The sequence below is a fragment of the Corallococcus sp. Z5C101001 genome, from assembly GCF_007352635.1.
In the GTDB taxonomy this organism is placed as follows: Bacteria; Myxococcota; Myxococcia; order Myxococcales; family Myxococcaceae; genus Corallococcus; species Corallococcus silvisoli.
The window spans coordinates 94133-113837 of record NZ_VKLU01000020.1 but is presented as its reverse complement, the minus strand read 5'-3'; the positions used below and the strand labels follow the sequence as shown (position 1 = coordinate 113837).

Annotated in this window: 16 protein-coding genes; 11 read left to right on the top strand and 5 right to left on the bottom strand. The window is 69.6% G+C overall.

Annotated features, from left to right (window positions below; translation table 11 throughout):
* The 4 genes from FOF48_RS33760 to FOF48_RS33745 form a co-directional block, all read left to right on the top strand.
* A partial coding sequence (locus FOF48_RS33760; RefSeq protein WP_255442963.1) for a phosphopantetheine-binding protein occupies positions 1-663 on the top strand: 663 nt, incomplete at its 5' end.
* A 28-nt stretch (positions 664-691) separates the two neighbouring features.
* Entirely contained in the window at positions 692-1468 is a 777-nt protein-coding gene (locus tag FOF48_RS33755; RefSeq protein ID WP_186002181.1) for an alpha/beta fold hydrolase, read from the top strand.
* Positions 1468-2307 (top strand): alpha/beta fold hydrolase, encoded by an 840-nt coding sequence (locus FOF48_RS33750; protein WP_143908664.1) that lies wholly within the window; start codon positions 1468-1470, stop codon positions 2305-2307. Before FOF48_RS33755 ends, FOF48_RS33750 begins: the two co-directional genes overlap by 1 nt.
* Positions 2308-2409: 102 nt before the next feature.
* A complete protein-coding gene (locus FOF48_RS33745; RefSeq protein ID WP_143908662.1) occupies positions 2410-3495 on the top strand; it encodes a helix-turn-helix transcriptional regulator in 1086 nt (361 codons plus the stop codon).
* 19 nt (positions 3496-3514) lie between these two features.
* On the opposite strand, the gene FOF48_RS33740 is transcribed toward FOF48_RS33745, so the two are convergent.
* The 3 genes from FOF48_RS33740 to hrpA all read right to left on the bottom strand — a co-directional run bounded on the left by FOF48_RS33740 (position 3515) and on the right by hrpA (position 8962).
* Entirely contained in the window at positions 3515-4204 is a 690-nt protein-coding gene (locus FOF48_RS33740; RefSeq protein ID WP_143908659.1) for an iron-containing redox enzyme family protein, read from the bottom strand.
* A gap of 85 nt (positions 4205-4289) precedes the next feature.
* Positions 4290-5084 carry a GNAT family N-acetyltransferase gene (locus FOF48_RS33735; protein WP_143908657.1) on the bottom strand — a complete coding sequence of 265 codons (795 nt, stop codon included), beginning with the start codon at positions 5082-5084 and terminating at the stop codon, positions 4290-4292.
* A gap of 167 nt (positions 5085-5251) precedes the next feature.
* Positions 5252-8962, bottom strand: a complete 3711-nt coding sequence (gene hrpA, locus FOF48_RS33730; protein ID WP_143908655.1) for an ATP-dependent RNA helicase HrpA — start codon at positions 8960-8962, stop codon at positions 5252-5254.
* Positions 8963-9232: 270 nt separating this feature from the next.
* Here hrpA and aspD point away from each other — a divergent pair, with 270 nt between their 5' ends.
* The 7 genes from aspD to FOF48_RS33695 all read left to right on the top strand — a co-directional run bounded on the left by aspD (position 9233) and on the right by FOF48_RS33695 (position 17686).
* A complete protein-coding gene (aspD, locus tag FOF48_RS33725) occupies positions 9233-10915 on the top strand; it encodes an aspartate 4-decarboxylase (protein WP_143908653.1) in 1683 nt (560 codons plus the stop codon).
* Positions 10916-11149: 234 nt separating this feature from the next.
* On the top strand, positions 11150-11752 hold the full coding sequence (locus tag FOF48_RS33720; RefSeq protein WP_143908651.1) for a sigma-70 family RNA polymerase sigma factor: 603 nt from the start codon (positions 11150-11152) through the stop codon (positions 11750-11752).
* A complete protein-coding gene (locus tag FOF48_RS33715) occupies positions 11739-12104 on the top strand; it encodes a hypothetical protein (RefSeq protein ID WP_143908649.1) in 366 nt (121 codons plus the stop codon). The genes FOF48_RS33720 and FOF48_RS33715 overlap by 14 nt, the downstream gene beginning before the upstream one ends.
* Before the next feature lie 173 nt (positions 12105-12277).
* Positions 12278-12838: an ImmA/IrrE family metallo-endopeptidase gene (locus tag FOF48_RS33710; RefSeq protein WP_186002180.1), complete on the top strand. Its 561-nt coding sequence runs from the start codon at positions 12278-12280 to the stop codon at positions 12836-12838.
* Positions 12839-12840: 2 nt separating this feature from the next.
* A complete protein-coding gene (locus FOF48_RS33705) occupies positions 12841-14022 on the top strand; it encodes a hypothetical protein (RefSeq protein WP_143908645.1) in 1182 nt (393 codons plus the stop codon).
* 244 nt (positions 14023-14266) lie between these two features.
* Complete coding sequence (locus FOF48_RS33700) at positions 14267-16270, top strand: ATP-binding protein (protein WP_370456619.1); 2004 nt, start codon at positions 14267-14269, stop codon at positions 16268-16270.
* 54 nt (positions 16271-16324) lie between these two features.
* The gene (locus FOF48_RS33695) at positions 16325-17686 is read left to right on the top strand and encodes a hypothetical protein (protein ID WP_143908641.1); all 1362 of its coding nucleotides are present in this window, start codon (positions 16325-16327) and stop codon (positions 17684-17686) included.
* Between the two features lie 9 nt (positions 17687-17695).
* Here the strand turns inward: FOF48_RS33695 and FOF48_RS33690 are convergent, their stop codons facing one another.
* Complete coding sequence (locus FOF48_RS33690) at positions 17696-18013, bottom strand: hypothetical protein (RefSeq protein WP_143908639.1); 318 nt, start codon at positions 18011-18013, stop codon at positions 17696-17698.
* A 430-nt stretch (positions 18014-18443) separates the two neighbouring features.
* Positions 18444-19631, bottom strand: a complete 1188-nt coding sequence (locus FOF48_RS33685) for a cyclic nucleotide-binding domain-containing protein (RefSeq protein WP_143908676.1) — start codon at positions 19629-19631, stop codon at positions 18444-18446.
* Positions 19632-19705 lie beyond the last annotated feature (74 nt).

Sequence of the window (19705 nt, the reverse complement as noted above, 5' to 3'; positions counted from 1 at the left end):
TTCCGCATCGAGCTCGGCGAAGTCGAGGCCGCCCTCGCCTCCCACCCCTCCCTCGCCCAGGCCGTCTCCCTCGTCCGCGAGGACCGCCCTGGCGACCGCCGCCTCGTCGCGTACCTGGTGACGAAGCCGGGAGAGGCCTACACGGACACGGAGCTGCGCAAGCACCTGCGCTCGCAGCTGCCGCAGTACATGGTGCCGCAGCACTTCGTGGAGCTGGAGTCCCTGCCGCTCACGCCCAACGGCAAGGTGGACCGCAAGGCCCTGCCGCCTCCGGCGGGCACCGCGCGGCCCGTCGAGGACGCGTTCGTCGCGCCGCGCACGGAGACGGAGAAGCACCTGGCGCGCATCTGGAGGGAAGTGCTCGGCATCGCGCAGGTGGGCGTGCACGACAACTTCTTCAACATCGGCGGGCACTCGCTCCTGTCCTTCCAGGTCGTGATGCGCGTCCGGAAGGAGCTGAACCAGGAGCTGCACCCGCGCACGCTCCTGCTCAACACGCTGGAGCAGGTGGCCTCGCAGATCGCGCCCCCGGTGCCCGTGGCGGCCCCGACCACGACGCAACCAGTCGCGTCGACAAAGGCCGCCACCCAGGAGACTTCTGTTCCCCTGGCGCAACGCTTGTTCAATAAGCTGAAGCGGAACCTGCCGGGACGCTCAGACTGAGCGACCCTTCGAGGAGATGGGTCAGACCGTGACGCCTTGCTTCTTCGGCACCTCCGAAAGACAGCTCTTCGGAGTCCACCACCCCGCGCAGGGCTCCGAGCGCTCCACCGGGGTGGTCCTCTGCTATCCGGCCGCCCAGGAGTACATGCTGACGCACTGGGCCTTCCGGAAGCTGGCGGGCATGCTCACGCGCGAGGGGTTCCACGTCTTCCGCTTCGACTACTACGGCACGGGAGACTCCGCCGGAGAGATGCAAGAGGGCCGACTGGCCACCTGGGCGCAGGACATCCGCCAGGCCGCCACGGAGTTGCAGGACGTGACGGGCGTGCAGCGCGTGGCGCTCGTGGGCCTGCGGATGGGCGCGACGCTCGCGGTGCGTGCCGCACTGGAGGGACTGTCCACCGCCGCGCTCGTCCTCTGGGAGCCGGTGGTGAAGGGGGATGCGTACCTGCGGGAGCTGGAGCTGCTCCAGGCGCGCCGCGCCGCCCGCACCCTCTTCCCGCAGCCCGACAGCCCGCTGGAGATGCGCGAGGAGTTGCTGGGCTTCGCCTTTCCCCGCCCCCTGCGCGACGACGTCCTCGCGGTGGACCTGGCCGCGCTGTCCGCGTGGCCCACGACGCGCACGCACCTGGTGGCCGCCGCGCCCAAGCCTGAATATCAGCGCCTCCAGGAGCGCCTGGAGGCGACGGGCCTGCCCTTCCAGCACCACCTGGTGCCGGAGGAAGGCACGGGAGGCCAGGAGTCCGCGCTCCTGTCCAACCGCATCCTCCAGACCATCACCTCGCTCCTGAAGGAGGTCGCGTGATGCGCGAGCGCGTCTGTTCCTTCGGCCCCGAGCAGAGCCTCGTGGGCATCCTCACGGAGCCGGAGCCCACGAAGGTGCTGCCGGGGGCGCCCGTGGTGGTGCTCTCCAACGTGGGCCTCAACCACCACGTGGGGCCGTACCGGCTGTGGGTGGAGCTGGCGCGACAGCTGGCGGGACGCGGCGTCACCACGCTGCGCTTCGACCTGTCCGGCCTGGGCGACAGCCCCCCCCGCCGCGAGGGCGGCGCGGACGAATTCCAGCGGGCGCGGGAGGAGACGCGCGCGGCGCTCGACTACCTGGAGCAGAAAAAGGGCCACCGGCGCTTCGCGCTCATCGGCCTGTGCTCTGGCGTGGACAGCGCGCACGCGGTGACGGTGGAGGATCCGCGCGTGATGGGCGCGGCCTTCATCGACGGGTACACATACCGCACGCTGGGCTACCACCTGCGCTTCCACCTGCGCTACCTGAGCCCCCGCCGCTGGACCCGCTTCCTGCGCAAGCGGAAGCTGCCCTCCAGGCTGCGCGAGGCCGGTGAGGCGGACGAGGTCTACACGCGCGAGTACCCCGAGCGCGCGCGGCTGACGGACGACTACCAGCGCCTGTTGGACCGCGGCGTCAGCCTGTGCTTCGTGTTCTCCGGAGGCATGGGGCTCTCCTACAACTACGAGCGCCAGTTCTTCGAGATGCTCTCGCCGCTGAAGCTGGAGGGCCGCGTCACCTACGCCTTCTATCCGCGCGCGGACCACCTCTTCTCCGTGCCGGAGGACCGCGCGGAGCTGCTGCGCAAGCTGACCGCGTGGGCCGTGGGCAGCGTCCCCCCTCGGGCGCTGACGGGCTGAAGCCGGCCCGCGGCGGGGCCCGTCCATCCCTCTTCCGGGGTACAGACCCCTCCGCCTCCCGGCCGCTATGTCCGTGCGTGCACCGGATGAAGGGAGGCCCCGTTGAACCTGACCGCGCGCGAACAAGCGCTCCTGCTCGAGCTGACCCAGGCCCTCTCCAGTTCGCTGGACCTGACGGAGGTCCTGGCGCACGCGCAGGGCGCCATCGCGCAGCTGTTGCCCTGCGACTACGCGGCCCTGTGCGTGTCGAGGCCGGAGCGCCCGGGTGAATACGAATGGATGGGCCTGGGCGCCCCCGGAATCCTCTTCGCGCACTACCCGGAGCTGGCCGCCGTGGACTTCGTGCGGGAGTCGGTGATGAAGCAGCCGAACGTGCCGCTCCGGGACTCGGACATGCTGTCGCGCAAGGAGTTGAAGCGCAGCCTGTTGTACCTGCGGTGCCGGGAGCTGGGGCTGCCGTTGGAGCACGTGATGGCGGTGCTCCTGGACCTGCGGCAGGACTGGCACGCGGGCTTCACGGTGTACCGGCAGCACGCCCTGCCCTTCTCCGCGCGGGAGCAGGCCCTCCTGGATGACCTGACGCCCTACCTGGTGAACACGGTGCGCAACTGCCGGCTGTTCGGGAACGAAGCGCGGCGCGGCGACCTGCTGGACGCGCTCTTCCGTCACCAGGGGGCCGAGTGCGTCGTGATGGATCCCCCGGAGCGGGAGAAGCTGCGGACACCGGGCGCGACGGAGCTGCTCAAGCGCTGGTATCCCGCCCTGGAGGCGAACGACGCGGAGCTGCCCGTGGAGCTGCGCGAGCACCTGCGGCGGCTGCGCGGCGATCCCACGACGCGCAAGACGCTGGGCATGGACACGTGGATGCGCTCGGGGGAGAAGCACGACCTGAAGGTGACGTTCGTGGAGTTGCCCGAGCAGCACGGCAGCCGCCCCTGGGTGGTGGTGTTGCAGGAGTGCTCGCGCGCCATCCCGATGCCGGACCTCTGGCGCTTGAAGCTCTCCAAGCGGGAGGCTGAGGTGGTCCAGGGGGTCCTCAGCAATTGGACGAACGAGACCATCGCCGAGGACCTGGGCCTGACGCTCAACACGGTGAAGACGCACCTGCGGAACATCTTCCCCAAGCTGGGGATGGAGAGCCGCACGGACCTGCTCTACCACGCGGCCTGGAGGCAGAAGCCGGGGTAGCCCGGGTCCGGAAGGCGGCTCAGCGGTCCCGGAAGAAGTGCGGGAACACGGCGCGCGTCATGCGGGCGGACATCAGCAGCGCGGCCTGCTCCTCCGGGGACGTGAGCGTGCGCAGCACCGACTCCAGCTCGGCCACGTGGTCGCCGTCCGCGTTGCCGTGGCCGCGCAGGAAGGTGACGGCCTTGTGGATGTTGGCGATGCCGCTGTCCGCGATCAGGCGGTCCACGGAGTCCGGGGCGCGGTTCACGGAGAGGTACTCCAGCACGTAGGCCGTCCCGAGGAACGCGGTGGGCGTGCCCGACCGCGTGGTGAAGCGGTTCCATTCCACGTAGGCGCTGACCGCGTGGCAGATGGGCGCCCGCTCCACGCGCTCCTGCGTCCAGCCCAGGTTCCTCAGGTCCGCCAGGAGCCAGCGCTCGTGGCCATCCTCCTCGGCGGACTTCTGGAGCAGCAGGTCCGCGAGCGCGGTGTTCTGGCCCTCGCGCTTCATGCGCTCGCCGGACTCCGTGAGGAACTCCGTGCTCCAGCGCACGTACTGGTACGTCTGCACCAGGTAGTACACGTAGTCGTCGTGGTGGATGCGGCCCTCGAAGAGGCGCCGGGCGCCAGGCGCCGTGTCCAGCTCCCGCACGAGCATCCGCGCCTCGTGCCGCAGGGAGTCCATCCAGTCCGTCTTCGTCGTCTGCTCATTCCGGGGCTGCTTGCACATACACGTCTCCTGTCAGGGGCCCTTGGAGGCCCGGTGGGTGTGGCGTTGAGGGTGAAGGGGGAGGAAGGAGCGCGCCGGCCTGGGTTCAGGCGGCGTCGGCGCCCATCGCGTCGAAGAGGTTCAGCGTCTTCTGGGGAATCTCATCCAGCGCCGCGACGAGCGGCACCGTGAAGCGGTTGAAGGTGGGATCGAAGTGCGGCGGGCCAATGAAGCGCGCGCCCATCTTGTCCGCGAACAGCGACAGCACGGGGGGCATGCGCAGCGTGTCCAGCTGCCCCCGGCGGGCGTGGGCCCACTGCTCCGCGGTGAGGCGGGCCGCGAGGGGTTCCCGCGGAGGCGCCGGAAACTCGCGGGTGCGCGCCCGGAAGCGGTCGCTCACCCAGCCCCGACGCTCGGCGGCTTGAAAGTAGAGGGCCGCCTCCTCCTGACAGTCCGTCTCCATGTTGGCGGCGGCGATCCAATGCGTGACGCCGCGGCGGCGGCTCTCGCGGTAGAGGCCCGCCTGGAGGCGCAGCACCGCGGAGTTGCGGTAGCGCCGGGTGACGCAGTAGCGCGTCGTCTCCGCGAACACGCGGCCCGGCGCGGCGAGCTCCGTGAGGTCCAGCTTCTTCTCGATGTCCAACCCCACGAGCGTGTCCGCGAAGGTGGCCACCTCCGCATTGGGCGTCAGCAGGCGGGTGGTGGCCACGGGCTCGGCGTCCGCGTAGACGACGACGTGCGCGGTGGTCCGCAGGGTGTCGAAGCAGTCGGCCTCGCGCGGCGCGCGGGGGCGCTTGGGCCCCAGCATCCGCAGCTCTTCTCCGAAGACCTGATAACGAACGCGGAGCGCGTCATCCAGGTCGCGTTGGGCTGTTGCGACACGGCAACTCAGTGAGGACATGGGGGGCTCGCTTCCAGTGCGCGAGCCGGGCTGTGTGCCCGACTCCCCCATTCATTCGCCGCTGCTCGGCCAAGTGCGCTCCCGGGTTGTCTTTTTTCCGCGCCGGTAGACTTGGCCCGAGCGCATCCCCCGCTTCCCGTGCTCCGAGGACGCACAACCCCGCGCGTCTAGCGCAGGGCCGCGAGGGCCGCGCCGACCTTCGCCACCGTCACCGACACGGGCGTCGTCACCTCCGGAGCGAAGATGGCCACGCGGAGCTCCTCGAAGGCCCACCGCAGCTCCTGCGCCGCCTCCTGGTCACGGGCGGTGGCGCACCTGGCGAGGAAGGCCTCCCATAGGGGGGTGAAGGGCGCGGCCTTCCCCGCGTCCTTGCTGGGGTTCGCCACCGCACGCGACAGCCGTGCTCGGGCCGCGCGGAGGTAGCGCGAGTAGCTCAGCAGGCGCACGAGGGGGATCCACTCGATGAGCTTCTCGGGGAACAGCTGCCCGAGCTGTGAGCGGATGTCCCGCACGGCCGCCGCGCCGCTCGGCCCCTTGGATGCGGCCTTGAGCGCGGCGAGCGTCTCGGAGAGCTCCATGGAGGTGGCGACGACGGCGTTCGCCCAGTCCCGGGCCACCTGCTCGATGCGCGGCGAGCCCTCTTGGACCAGCGCCTCGAAGGCCGCCTTCGTGCGGGGCAGCGGCGCGCCCGGTGCGAGCTTGAACGCATCATCGACGCTGCGTGCGAGGACGAGCGCCCGGAAGCTGTCGGCCTGACCTCGTGCGGGCGGCGCGCCGTCCAGGGATGGGAAGGGCGGCGGCATGCGCGCGGCGCTGACGGCCACATGCCCGCGCGCGGCGATCATCAGCAACCGACGGACCCCCGTGCGCGTGGCCGCGTCGGCGGCGGCCGAGGTCTCGAGCAGCACCAGGTCCACGGCGGCGCCCCGATCGACGAGCGCGGGGTGGCTGCGGAGCTCGAGCCCGCCGACCCGCCGGGCGACCACGGGGGGCAGCTCGCCGAAGGTCCAGGCGGTCAGCCCCTTTCGCTCCCAGTCCGAAGCCGGTGCCACGCTGCGCAGCACCGCCCGTGCACGTCCCCCGTGCTGCTCGAGCAGCGCGTCGGCGTCACGGCTCCGCGCGAGCTCCTTTCCCCGCTCGTCGAGCACCCGGAGCGTGATGCGCAGGTACGGCGCCACGACATCCGTCCGGAAGGACTCCTCGGGCACGTCCACGCCGCACAGCCGGGACACCGCGCGCGCGAGCGCTGGAATCATCGGCCCGCGGAAGGGCACCAGCTCCTTCTCGAGACGGTCGACCAGGGCCGGCACCGGCCCCAGCTGCTTGCGCTGGGCGCGGGGGATCTGCTCGAGCAGGGCGGTGAGCTTCTCCCGCTGCCACCCGGGGATGGTCCAGTCGAGCTCCCCCGGGGCCAGCTGGGCGAGCAGCAGCAGCGGCACGCTCAGGGTGATGCCGTCGTCCTCGGCCGAGGGGTCGAAGGTGTACGTCACCGGCACGGACGCGCCGTGCAGGGTGATGGCATCCGGGTAGTGCGCCGGGGACAGGCCCGGGTCGTGCGAGAGGGCATCCTCCATCGAGAGGACGAGCACGTCGGGGTCGGCCGCCTCGGCCTTGCGGCGCCAGGCCTCGAAGCTCGCTCCGTCCGTCACGTCCGCCGGGAGGCGCTGGTCGAAGAACGTCAGCAGCGCCTCGCTGTCGAGCAGCTCGCTGCGCCGGGCCTTGTCCCGCAGGCGCGCCACGCGCTCGAGCACCTCGCGGTTCTCCTCCTGGAACGCCCCCCGGGTGCGGTACTCGCCGCGCACCAGGGCGTGCTCGAGGAACATCAGCCGCGCCCGGGCGGGGTCCATGCTGGCCAGGGCCACGGGGCGCTCCTTGAAGACCTGGAGCCCGAAGAGGGTCGCGTTCTCCTTCACGACGGCGCGCGCGGACTTCTCCGACCAGTGAGGTTCGGAGAAGCTGCGCTTGAGCAGGTGGGGGGCCGCCGCCGCGAGCCACTCCGGGTCGAGCTTCGCCACGGTGCGCGCGAACAACTGGGACGTCTCCACGAGCTCGAACGCCATCCCCCAGGCGGGGGGCTTTTTCGCGAGCGCCGACGAGGGGTGAACCATGAAGCGCGTCTGCTTCGCGCCCGTGTAGTGGCGCTGCTCCGGATTCCACTGGCCGATGCGGGACAGCAGCCCGGTGAGAAGCGCCTGGTGCAGGACGTCCCCGCGCGCCGGGGCGCCCCGGCCCTTGCGCGACAGGCGCAGCTCGCGGACGGTCTCCTCGAGCTGGCGCTGGACGTCCCGCCACTCGCGCACCCGCAGGAAGGACAGGAAGTTGTCCCGGCACACGCGCCGCAGATGGGACGTCCCCCGGCCCTCGGCCTCGCGCACGAACGCCCACAGCTTGAGGAGCCCCGTGAAGTCCGAGTGCTCGTCACGGAAGCGCGCGTGCAGCGCGTCCGCCTTCTGCGCGAGCTCCCTAGGCCGCTCGCGCGGGTCCTGAAGGTTGAGCGCCGCGGCGATGATGAGCACCTCGTCCAGGCACCCGTACTCGGCGCCGGCGAGGATCATCCGCGCGATGCGCGGGTCCACCGGGAAGCGCGCGAGCTGGTGGCCGAGCGGCGTCAAGGCGCGCTCCTTGCCCTGGATGGCCCCGAGCTCCTCGAGCACCCGCCAGCCCTCGGCGATGGCCTTCGGCTGGGGCGGGTCGAGGAAGGGGAAGTCCTCGACGTCACCGAGGCCGAGGGACTTCATCCGCAGGATGACCCCCGCGAGCCCGGTGCGCTTGATCTCCGGGTCGGTGAAGGCGGGCCGCGTGGTGAAGCTCACCTCGTCGTAGAGGCGCACGCAGATCCCCTCGCGCACGCGGCCACAGCGCCCCTTGCGCTGGTCGGCGCTGGCCTGGGAGACCGGCTCGATGTGCAGGCGCGTGGTGCCCGAGCGTGGCTCGTAGCGAGACAGGCGCGCCACCCCCGTGTCCACGACGTACACGATCCCCGGGATGGTGACGGACGTCTCCGCGACGTTGGTGGAGAGGATGACCCGGCGCTGAGGGATGGTGGCGAAGACGCGCGACTGCTCGGAGGCCGACAGGCGCGAATACAGGGGTTGCACCACCGTGCCGCGCAGCTCGCGCGCGTTCAGCGCGTTCTCGGCCTCGCGGATCTCGCGCTCCCCGGGGAGGAACACGAGGACGTCCCCGTCCGGGTCGAGCGAGAGCACGTTCGCCACCGAATCGGCGACGGCGTCGGCGAGCTCCGCGTCCTCGGGAGGCGGCTCGTAGAGCACGTCCACCGGGAAGGTACGGCCCTCCACCTGGATGACCGGAGCCCCTCCGAAGAACTGCGAGAAGCGCTCGGTCTCGATGGTGGCCGAGCTCACCACGACCTTGAGGTCGGGGCGCCTGGGGAGGATGCGCTTGAGCCACCCGAGCAGGAAGTCGATGGTGAGGCTGCGCTCGTGGGCCTCGTCGAGCACGATCGTGTCGTAGCGGCTCAGGAGCGGGTCGCTGTGAATCTGCGCGAGCAGGACCCCGTCGGTCATGAACTTCACGGCCGTCCGCCGTGACGAGCGGTCCTCGAAGCGAATCTGGTAGCCGACGTCCGTGCCCAGCTCCGTGCCGAGCTCGCGTGCCACACGCGCCGCCACGCTCGTCGCGGCGATGCGCCGGGGCTGGGTGACGCCAATCTGGCGCGGGCGGCCGCGCCCCATGGCGAGCAGGATTTTCGGAAGCTGCGTCGTCTTCCCGGAGCCGGTGGCGCCCGCGACAATGACCACCTGATGGGAGGTGATGGCCGCGGTGATGTCCTCCACCCGGCTCGAGATGGGGAGCTCGGGGGGGAAGTGCAGGGTGGGCAAGCCGCCGGAGGTGGGAACGGGTGAGTCGCCGGACATGGCACCATGGCCTAGCACTGAAGCGCACGCTCCGCCCCTGACGAATCGTGTGTTCGCCTGCGCGCCTGGCGTTCCTGGGGGACTGCTCCCCGCACACCCGCTGGCACCAGGGCCGACCCAGGGAGGCACGCGCGGTGGGAGGGGTCCGCCCCCGGCGCCCCCGGCGCTCCACCGTCGCGCCGCTCGCTGGTGCCGCTCCCCCTTCCCCGTGGCCCATGGTCCGCGCCTGGAGGGTGACGCACTGTTGAGCGGACGCTGGAGGTGGCCGCCATGACCGAGCAGACGCCCGAGGACTCGCTGTCTCCCTCCGATGAGGAGACTCCCTCTGAAAGTGAGCTGCGCAAGCTCAGCCCCTTCGAGCTGAAGGACGAGCTCATCCATGTCGCCGACGAGGCCGTGAAGACCCGGGCGGCGGTGATGCTCAACGCGGGCCGAGGCAACCCCAACTGGATCGCGACCACGCCCCGCGAGGCCTTCTTCCTGCTGGGCCAGTTCGCGCTCGCGGAGAGCCGGCGCGCCTGGGATGAGCCAGACGTGGGGCTCGCGGGCATGCCGAGGTCGCCGGGCATCGCCCGGCGCCTGCACGACTTCCTGGATGCGAGCGACGACGCGGAGGCCGTGCAGTTGCTGCGCGGTGCGCTGGCGTACGGAGAGACGGAGCTCGGCTTCAACCCCGACCGGTTCGTCTGGGAGCTCACCGACGCCGTCATCGGAGACAACTACCCGGTGCCGGACCGGATGCTCGTCCATGCCGAGCGCATCGTGCACGAGTACCTGATGCGGGAGCTGTGCGGCGGCAAGCCGCCCCATGGCCGCTTCGACCTCTTCGCGGTCGAGGGGGGCACCGCGGCGATGACCTATCTCTTCCGGTCGCTGATGGTGAACGGCCTGCTCCGCAAGGGAGACACCATCGCCCTGGGGGCCCCCATCTTCACGCCGTACCTGGAGATTCCCCGCCTGGAGGAGTTCGACCTGCGCACGGTGGACATCCAGCAGCGCACCCATACGAAGGATGGGATGCACACGTGGCAGTACCCGGACGCGGAGCTGCGCAAGCTGGAGGATCCGCGCATCAAGGCCTTCTTCGTCGTCAATCCCTCCAACCCAGGCGCGGTGGCCATCCGGAAGGAGTCCATCGACCGTCTGGTGGAGCTGGTGCGCACGCGCCGGCCGGACCTGTTGATCATCACGGATGATGTCTACGGCACGTTCGTCAACGGCTTCCGGTCGCTCGCCGCGGATCTGCCGCGCAACACGCTGCTGGTCTACTCGTACTCCAAGCACTTCGGCTGCACGGGCTGGCGGCTGGGCGTGGTGGCCCTGCATGAGGACAACATCCTGGATGAAGCCCTCGCGCGGCAGCCCGCGCCGGAGCGCGCTCGTCTGGAGAAGCGCTACGGCTCCATCACGTTGGACCCGGACCGGATGAAGTTCATCGACCGGATGGTGGCGGACAGCCGGGCCGTGGCGCTGAACCACACCGCGGGCCTGTCGCTGCCGCAGCAACTGCAGATGACGCTGTTCTCGCTGTTCTCACTGCTGGACAAGCACGACGTCTACAAGAAGCGCTGCCAGCGCATCTGCCACGAACGGCTCGAGGCGCTGTTCGAAGGCATGGGCCTTCACTTGAAGAAAGACCCGCTGCGCACGGCCTACTATCAGACGCTGGATCTGGAGGCCTGGTGCCGCGAGCACATTGGCGAGGATTTCGTCCGTTTCGTGGAGGCGCACCACGACCCGCTGGACATCGTCTTCACGCTGGCCCGCCGCCACGGCGTGGTGCTGCTCAACGGCAGTGGCTTCGAAGGACCTCCCTGGTCCGCCCGTGTCTCGCTGGCGAACCTGGATGAGACCGCCTATCCGCGGATTGGCAGCGACCTCCAGGACGTCGTGCGCCGGGCCATTGATGAGTGGCTGGAGGCCGGGGGCGCGCTGCCTCCAGACCTGCACTGAGCCACGCGCAATGACGTATCACGGGGTCCTTTTCGATCCGGGGGGATCGCGAAGGACCCATGTCCTTAAAGGCAGTACCCCCTCAGAGGTACAGACACCGGTCCTTGATGCCGCCAACCTCCCGGCTCGGACGGAGACGCTTCGTCGTCGAACTCCCCAGGGCTGTAACGAAAGTCCAGACGAACCGTCGCCAAACCTGAAAGCGGGCATGTGCATGGCAACGAGGTGTGGGGGATGAGCTTCCCAACAAGAGAAGAGGAGTGGGCGCTCCACGAACGGGTCGTGAAGCGGATGCCCGTCGCGAACACCGAGGTCTTCAAGCTCTTCATGTCATTCATGCTGAGGACGCTGACGACGGAGATGCACTGCGACGCGGAAGAAGCTCGGGATTGCGCGCTCCGGGCAGTGTTCGACTACCTGACCGACCCCGAGCGCTATGACCGGCAGCAATCGCTCCTGCGCAGTTACCTGACGCATGCGGCCAAGATGAATGTGTTGGACTCACGGCGTTCCAACCAGCGGCGGCTCCTGCGCGAACAGAAATACGCGGACGTCGTCGAACTCCGGGCGAGGCCTCCGAAAGAAGTGATGGAGGCAGCCGTGGAAACCGCCCTGGCCCTGAAGAGACTCGAGCGCCGAAACCTGAAGCCCAGCGACTGGGGAATGCTCAGGCTGGTCCTTCAGGGCGAGAGCTCAACCCTGGAATTGGCCCGCCCGCTCGGCAAGGAAGCTCTGCCCGAGACCGAACGGAAGCGGGTGGTGAAGCAGAACCGCGATCGCCTCTTCAAGCAGCTGAGGCGGCTCGGAAAGGAGGAGGACTCCCATGACGAATCCTGACTGGCTGGAAGCAGCGGCCGAACGTGGTGCGCGTGTTCCGGAGATGCTGGGCTCCGTTTTCGCCTGGTACCGGGACCTGGAAGACCTCTCGGTCCTGGACTTCGCCCGGAAGCTTGGGTGCACGGTGGAAACGCTCCACTGGGTCTCCCTGTGCCGGAAGCCCGATGGCGAGTCGTTCTCGGAGCACGTGAACCAGATCGCGGAGCACTTCGGCATCGACGCCTTCGAACTCTCCAGAATCCTGCGCGACATGGAGGCCACGGCAGCGCTCATCGCCGCGGAGAACAGCGCCATTGCGTCCGGAGAGCAGACCGTGCTCCTGGCCGCGCGCGACCGCGAGAAGAAATCATGAGGGAGCGCTGGTTGAGGGACGCGCTCGAGTTGGCGGGGCTCCCCCAGCCAGGCACGTTTCCTCGCGCAATCGTCGCGGACGCGCAGAGGGTCCTACCGGTCAGCTTCGTCTGCCTGGACGAGGTGCGCCCCCACTCCATCCGCGCCTACCTCTCCCGGCGCGGCTTGAGGTCCATGTCCGTCGAGGGGACCGACGACCGGGACATGCATGGCTGCATCGTCGCCCTGCGAGGGACGGCCTTCCTCTTCTACTCTCGGAAGGACTCCCTCGAAGAGCAGCGGTTCACGTCCGCGCACGAGCTCGCGCACTTCGTCCTCGACCATCTGGCTCCACGACGAAAGGCGCTCCGCTTCTTTGGCGAGAGCATCCTCCCCGTGCTCGACAATCAAGAGCTTCCGACCCAGGAGCAACTGCTTACATCGGCACTGGACGGTGTCCCACTGAAGCCCCAGGTCCACCTGATGGAGCGGGACGACACCGGCGCCATCGATACCGGGGATGTCTTTCGCGCCGAGCAACGCGCGGACCGCCTCGCCTTTGAATGGCTCGCGCCCGAATCCGTCGCATCCCCACTCATGAAGCAAGGCACCCACGAGGAGCAGGCCGCACGACTCCAGCGGTCGTTCGGCCTGCCACTCCGGAAGGCCGAAGCCTATGCGCGGGTGCTGCGCCAGCGAGCAGGTGCCCCCCGCTTCTCCCTGGCATCCGTGCTGGGCGAAAGGAGCCCGAGTTAGCCATGTCGGATCCCCTCGACGACAATGATTTCGCGGGCGACAGGGACTACCTCGAGTCCTTCGGAGAGACGCTGGCCCAGACGCTCGACCTGGAACGGTGGGCGGATGGCTTTGACGTGGAAGCCATCCTGCGTGCCTTCCGGGAGCACATTGGCGGCGCCATGCGCAAGGAGGACGTGCTCCGCGCCACCGTGCGCGAGAAGCTGCTGCCGCTCCTGAAGACGGGCCCCCATGCCCCCAAGGGCGCGGGCGTCTACCACGCGACCGAGGCCCAGCTGCGGGCGGTTCTCGACGGATACCTGTTCCGGGGCAACGTGGAGGCGGTGAACGGACGCGCGGTATCCCACGACACGCTGGCCCTGGGCATCACGCAGCTGGGCATCGCCGCGGTCGGCTATGGCGGCTCCTCCGGGACGTTCTCCCAGCGGCTGTTCCGCAAGGAGGTCACGTTCCAGATGGACGACCCCTTCAAGCAGGCCCGGGACTACATCGAGCAGCGGGAGACACGCTCGCGCAAGGCGCCTCGGAACAAGGACAGCCTGTCGAGGCTGGCCACCCGAGGCATCCGCACCTACGCGGAGCGGGCCATCCTGGTCGAACGGCTCCAGGCGGAGTGGCGCATCGGGCTGGGAAACCCGCTCCCCTACGAGCTCGTCACCGGGTCTGGCTACCGGGGGCTGCTGGAGGCATCGATCCAGATGCTCACGAACCTCGTGGACCGGCAGCAGAAGTTCGTCTTCGTCACCGAGAGACTCGAGCACCGGGGCTTCCTCACGCTGGGGCATTCGCTCGACACGGGCGAGTACGCCATCCTCGAGACGCTGGAGGCGTACGGTCAGGAGATCCTGGATGGCTGGCGGTACGACGAAGAGGGATTGAGGATGGCGACCGCCTTCGTCCGCAAGTACTGCCCCCAGGTCGTCATGGGGCTGTACCGCGCGTCGAACAACTCACCGCCCCGCCTCTTCTACGCGCACCAGGAGCACGTCCACTTCGCGGTGCGCATCGCCATGGCGGACAGCATCCTGCGCCCGGAGCAGGGCTTCCCCATGCTCTTGGATGTCGCCGCGATGACCTGCCACAGCGTCTTCGGCGAGGACGGCTTCCAGGGCCTCGTCCAGGACGCCTATGCCCAGGCCGATCTCAGTCTCCAGTACCTGAACGTACGCAAGATGCGTCGCTAGTCCCTCCGAGGGGAACACATCCATGTCTGACAATGGCCGAGGCCCTGGGAACCCGGGGCAGTACCCGCCGCGAAATGGCAGCCCCAGCCTCAACGGACAGGCACCGCATCCGATGAACGGCCACAGCCGTCCGGCCGGTCCTGGACTGCCTCCTCCGGCCGGGCCCGGAATGCGCCCTGTCTCCGCGCAACAGCCAGGCCCAAGAGGGGTGGATGGCACGCAGGGACGTTCGTCGCCCTTGCCCATGCTCCCGAACCGGGTCCAGGCGCCGCCAGCGCCACCCGCCGGCAACCGACCTCCCTCCCGTCCTTCGGGCGTCAACGCCGTCATCCAGGAGACGCCCCCTGAGGTCATCCACGCCTTGGCGGCGGCGCAGAAGGAGGCCCAGGCGGCGGTGAAGGCCGACCCCGAACTGGCCTTCGCGGTGGGCTTCACCCACTTCGACACGCCCACCAGCCAGGACAATCACATCACCGTCCTGTCGACGAAGGAGGACCTGCCCCGGCTGGCGTCACAGACGCTGGTGCGCGTGAAGTCACGCGAGGACCGCCGCTCCTATCTGGGGCTGGTGGTCGGCGGTCCCTTCGCGGAGCCCAACGCCGTGCCCGCGAGTTCCTCCATGGCCATTGGGGTGGTCACCCAAGGAAAGAAGCTGACCTACACGTTCGACTACCATGGCCGCGCCGAAGTGGAGCTGCTGGGCGAGGAGATCCAGGGAACGCTGCACCCACCCCGCTTCCGACCCCGGCCGCAGAGCCCCGTCTTCCTCCTGGATGAGGAGGAGAGCGCGCGCGTGCTGGGCGTGGGCGGAGACCTGAGCCTGGGGATGGTGGTGGGTTACGAAGGAATGGAGGCCCGGCTGAACGCGCGCGACAAGGCCGTCCTGCCCCGGCACACGGGGATCATCGGGACGACCGGCGGCGGCAAGTCCACCACCGTCGCCACGCTCATCCACCGCGCGCAGCTCGCGGGCATCGCCACCATCGTGTTCGACGTGGAGGGCGAATACACGCACATCAACCAGCCCACCGACCACACCGCGATGCTGGAGGCGCTCAAGCGTCGAGGACACAAGGAAGAAGGGGTGAAGGACCTGCACGTCCACCATCTGGACGGGCGCAAGACACGCAACCCGCGCCACCGTCCGCTGCATCGCTTCTCCCTGAACTTCTCCAGCCTGTCGCCGTATGCCATCGCGGAGATCCTGGAGCTATCGGACGCGCAGCACGAGCGCTTCATCAAGGCCTACGACGTCACCAAGCTGCTGCTTCAGGACTTCAAGATCTTCCCGACCGACAAGAACGATCCGGAACAGCAACGGCTGGTGATGGATGTGGACGAGCTGTCCACCGGCTTCCCTCGGATGACCATCCAGCACGTGCTGGACGTGGTGAACGCCTATCTCTACAGCCTCAGCGACGAGGGCAAGAACGAGGACCGAAGCACGGGCACGAGGACGCGCTCCCGTCGGCGTGGGCCCACCCAGGACGATCTGCCGCTGGACGCGGAACCTGAAGCCGCGCAGCCCCCGCTCCCCAGGGGGCCGCTGCTCCAGAGCGAGTTCAAGAGCAATCCTGGAATGGTGATGCAACGCGTATACGCGGCGAGCAGTCGCACGGAGATCAGCTGGAAGGCCCTGTCCAGCAAGCTCCACCGCTTGAAGCGGCTCAACATCTTCGACCGAGGCACCACCGCGGGCGTGAAGTACGACGCGATGCTCAGTCCCGGCCGGGTGTCCGTCATCGACCTGTCAGACACGGACTCGCCTCAGCTCAACAACCTGGTCATCGCGGACATCCTGCGCGGGCTCCAGGAGCGACAGGAGGACGCCTACGAGAAGGCCGACCGTGACGGCGGCGAAGTCACCCCGGTCCTCATCATCATCGAAGAGGCCCATGAGTTCCTGTCCGCCAACCGCATCAAGCAGATGCCAGTGCTGTTCGAACAGGTGTCGCGCATCGCGAAGCGGGGCCGCAAGCGGTGGCTGGGGCTCGTCTTCGTCACGCAGCTCCCCCAGCATCTGCCCAATGAGGTCCTGGCCCTGCTCAACAACTTCATCATCCACAAGATCACCGACGGAGCGGTCATCAGCCGGATGCAAAAGACCGTGGGCAGCATCGACGAGAGCTTGTGGAACCGCGTCTCCCGGCTCGCTCCGGGTCAGGCGCTGGTGTCCTTCAGCAACTTCACCCGGCCCCTGATGGTCGCCGTGGATCCGGCGCCCGTGAAGCGCCTGCTCGTCGATTGAGCGTCACCCAAAGTCCAGGAATGGCAGGGGGTGGAGCGATATAGAACGGCCTCGATGCTCCTCCCCGCCCTCATCACGTCCGCCATCATCGCCCAGGCCCCCATCTCCCCTGCGTCCCGCGCCGCGGAGACCCTGGGCCTGGGCCCCGTCCTCGACTCCGTCACACACCAGGGCGTGACCTATGCCGCGCTCGTCCGGGGCGGCATCGCCGTGCTCAAGCTCGACGGGGACACGCCCCAGCTCGTGCGGCGCATCGAGGAGGGCCGGCGCTTCGTGCGGCTCGTCGTCGTGGGCCAGTCGCTCCTCGCCATCGAGCAACGCGAGGAGGCCCATGCCTTCTCCCTCGCCACGCCCGAACAGCCCCAGCCCGACTCACTGGCCTCCGCGTTGAGCGCGACACCAGCGCTCACCGTCGTCACCGAAGCACCGCCCTCCCCTCACGCGCCTCCTCCGGCGGCCACCGCCCACCTCACCGTCACCGCCGTGAAGAACGGCGATGTGACGCTCTCCGGAGGCGCGGCGTCGGGACTTCGCGAAGGCGCCCATGTCCGCGTCCGCACGCATGACGACCGGGAGGTCGTGCTGGAAATCGCCGAGTCCCGCGAGGACAGCGCCCGCGCCCGCCTGGGCCGCGGCGAGAGCGTGCGCGCGGGCGACACCGCCGTCCTCACCGACGCGCCCACCACCGCGCGCCTCTTCTTCCCCGAGCCCGGCGTGCCACGCCTGCGCTATGGCTTCCATGCGCGCCCCTTCCTCGCGCTGGATGCCACCACCCGCCTGGGCCACTCCGCCCGCGCGGGCGGCCTGTTGCTGGATGCGTTCGTCGCGTGGCGGCCGGGTGCTCTGCCCCTGGTCCTGAGCGCCCAGCTCGATCCGGTGGGCTTCGGGCTCGGCACCGGACTGCGACACACCCCAGGCTCCGCCTATGTCGCTGTGTCCTACGCCACCGACTTCCTCGAGGTAGGCATTGGCGCGGGCGCGCTGTTCGGCCAGAAGTCCTGCGCCCCCACGTTCGCCTACGACCCCATCACCTACGAGCCCATCGACGGCGAGAACCTGTGCCAGTCCCACGCCGGCCCCTCCGTCCAACAGGTCCTGCGGCTGGGCGCCATCGATGGGTTCCACGTCGCGTGGAACTCCTCCATCCTCTCGCGCGACAACCAGTTCCGCTTCGGCTCCGGGCGCGGAGAGATCCAGGTGCCCCTCACGCCCAGCCTGTCCCTCTTCGGCGCGGGAGGAGGCTCCGTCAGCGGATGGAACTTCGGCGAGCTGGGCGTACGCAGCTTCATCAAGGGCACCGGAGGCTCCGGCACCACGGTGTTCTCCGCCAGCCTGGGCATCGTCTCGCTCTCCGACGGCAGCGGCGAGGCCCTTACCGGCCCCTCCATCGCCATTGGCATCGAGCGCCGCCCCTGACGCCCTCCCTCAGTGGCCCGACGCCGTCGACGCGGCGAACTCCTCCGGCACCATCGAGCCGGAGATGGGGAAGTGCTTCGGAGAACGCTTCCACGCCTTCCCGCCCCCCGGGCGGACGGGCGCCCGGGGAAGCTGGCTCAACCCGATGAAGCTCAGCGACACCAGACCCAGGCTGACGACGCCCGCGGCCACTTCATTGAAGAAGCCCATCCGTCGCGAACCGCCCACGCCCAGGAGCGGAAGCGCGGCGATGGGGGCGGCCACCCACGGCAGCCACGTGCGCCAGTTCGCGTGAGCCTGCTTCGTCAGTGCCTCGTTTGAAGCCATGGGGGTGTCCTTCCGAACGCGCGGGTTGTTCAGGAGGATGGGGGCCGCTGGGAGGTCATGAAAGGCCCCCGCATCACGCTCGCCTGCTTCGTTCCGGGTGGAGCTGGAGTCGCCGAGCCAGGAACCCGACCCTGTGCTTCCCCCTCGACCGCTCCGTCAGCGGGCCCCAGGCCAGGGAAGCGAACAGCCTCGGGGAGTGTCCAGGCGAACGGCTTCAGGCGATTCTGCTCGGCGCCGGATGAAGCCATCCTCGCGCAGCTTCGCCATCACGTTCTCCGCCGCGGCCTTCACCTGCCACGCATGCCCGGAGCGCCGGGTCGTCGCGCGCTCCGCATTCCCCAGCCGCTCCTTGTGGAGTGCGAGCACATCGCGGGCCACGCGGAGCCGCTCATCCGCGTGGGCCTGGAGGAGTTCGCCCCTGCCTCGGCGTTCAGCCGCTCAGCGCCCGCACGCGCGCCGCGAGGCTCTGCGTGAAGAGCCGGTAGATGTGCAGCGAGGCCGCGTCGTGCGTGGCGAGGAAGTGCTGGAAGCTCTCTCGGGTGATGCGCAGCGCGCGCACCGCGGTCTTCGCCCGCACGTTCGCGGACACCGGGCCGTCCTGCACCAGGGAGATCTCCCCCAGGAACGAGCCCGGCCCCAGCGTGTTGAGGTGCCGCGCGGCGGGCTCGTTGCCTGCGAACACGTCCACCGTGCCCTCCAGCAGCACCAGCAGCCCGGTGCCGGGGGCGCCCTTCTCCAAGAGCACCGTGCCCGGCGCCGCCGTCACGGGCCGCGCCAGCCGGTACAGGTCCTTCATGTCCTCCAGCGGCAGCTCCCCGAAGATGGGAATGGCCTTGAGGAAGCGGTAGCCGCTGGCCTCCGGCACGGACGCGCCCGCGGCCAGCCGCGCGAGCAGCGCCTCCGCCTCCATGTCCAGGCCCATGCGCCGCAGCAGCCGCGCCTTCTCCGTCACCAGCACCGGATCCACTCGCAGGTGGTCGGCGCTGCTCAACGCGTCCGCCAGCACCGCGAGCGCCCGGTGCGTGAAGCCGCCCGCGTCCAGCACCTTGCAGGTGCGCAGCACCGCTTCGACGTAGCGGGGGTCCTCCACGAGCACGCCGCCCAGGGCCTCGGCCTCCGCGTGCGACTGCCCCAGCGCGTGGTAGAGGTCCGCGGCCTCGAAGGGGCGCCCCAGGCGGACCAGGCAATGCGCCATCGACTCGCGAGCGCCCAGGCCCCGGTACACCTCCAGCGCGCGCTCCAGCGCCCCACCTCGCTCGAAGGCGGCCGCGGCGCGCTCCACCTCGCCCGCGCGCAGGTAGGCCTCCGCCGCCGCCACGTGCTGGCCGCCCTGCGCGTACAGGTCCGCCACCTTCACGTCGTCACCGCTGCCATCCAGCAGCCGCGCCGCCCCGGTGAAGTCGCGCGCCCGGCGCAGCACGTCCACCAACCAGTGGCGTTCCTTCGCCGACCCCTGGGCGGCCTCCTTGCGCAGGCGCTCACGCTGCGCCGCGCCCAGCTCCTCGTAGAGCTGCGCCGCGCGCTCCGGCTCGCCCTGCGCCGCCAGGGACTGCACCGCCTGGAGCGTGCCGCCTCGCAACGACCCACCCCGACTGTTGCCCGTCGTGTCGCCTGCCATGTCCGTCACACATCCCTTCCCAGACCCGCCCCGTCGGGGCCGCGCGTCCGGTTCCACCCGCACCTGACTAACCA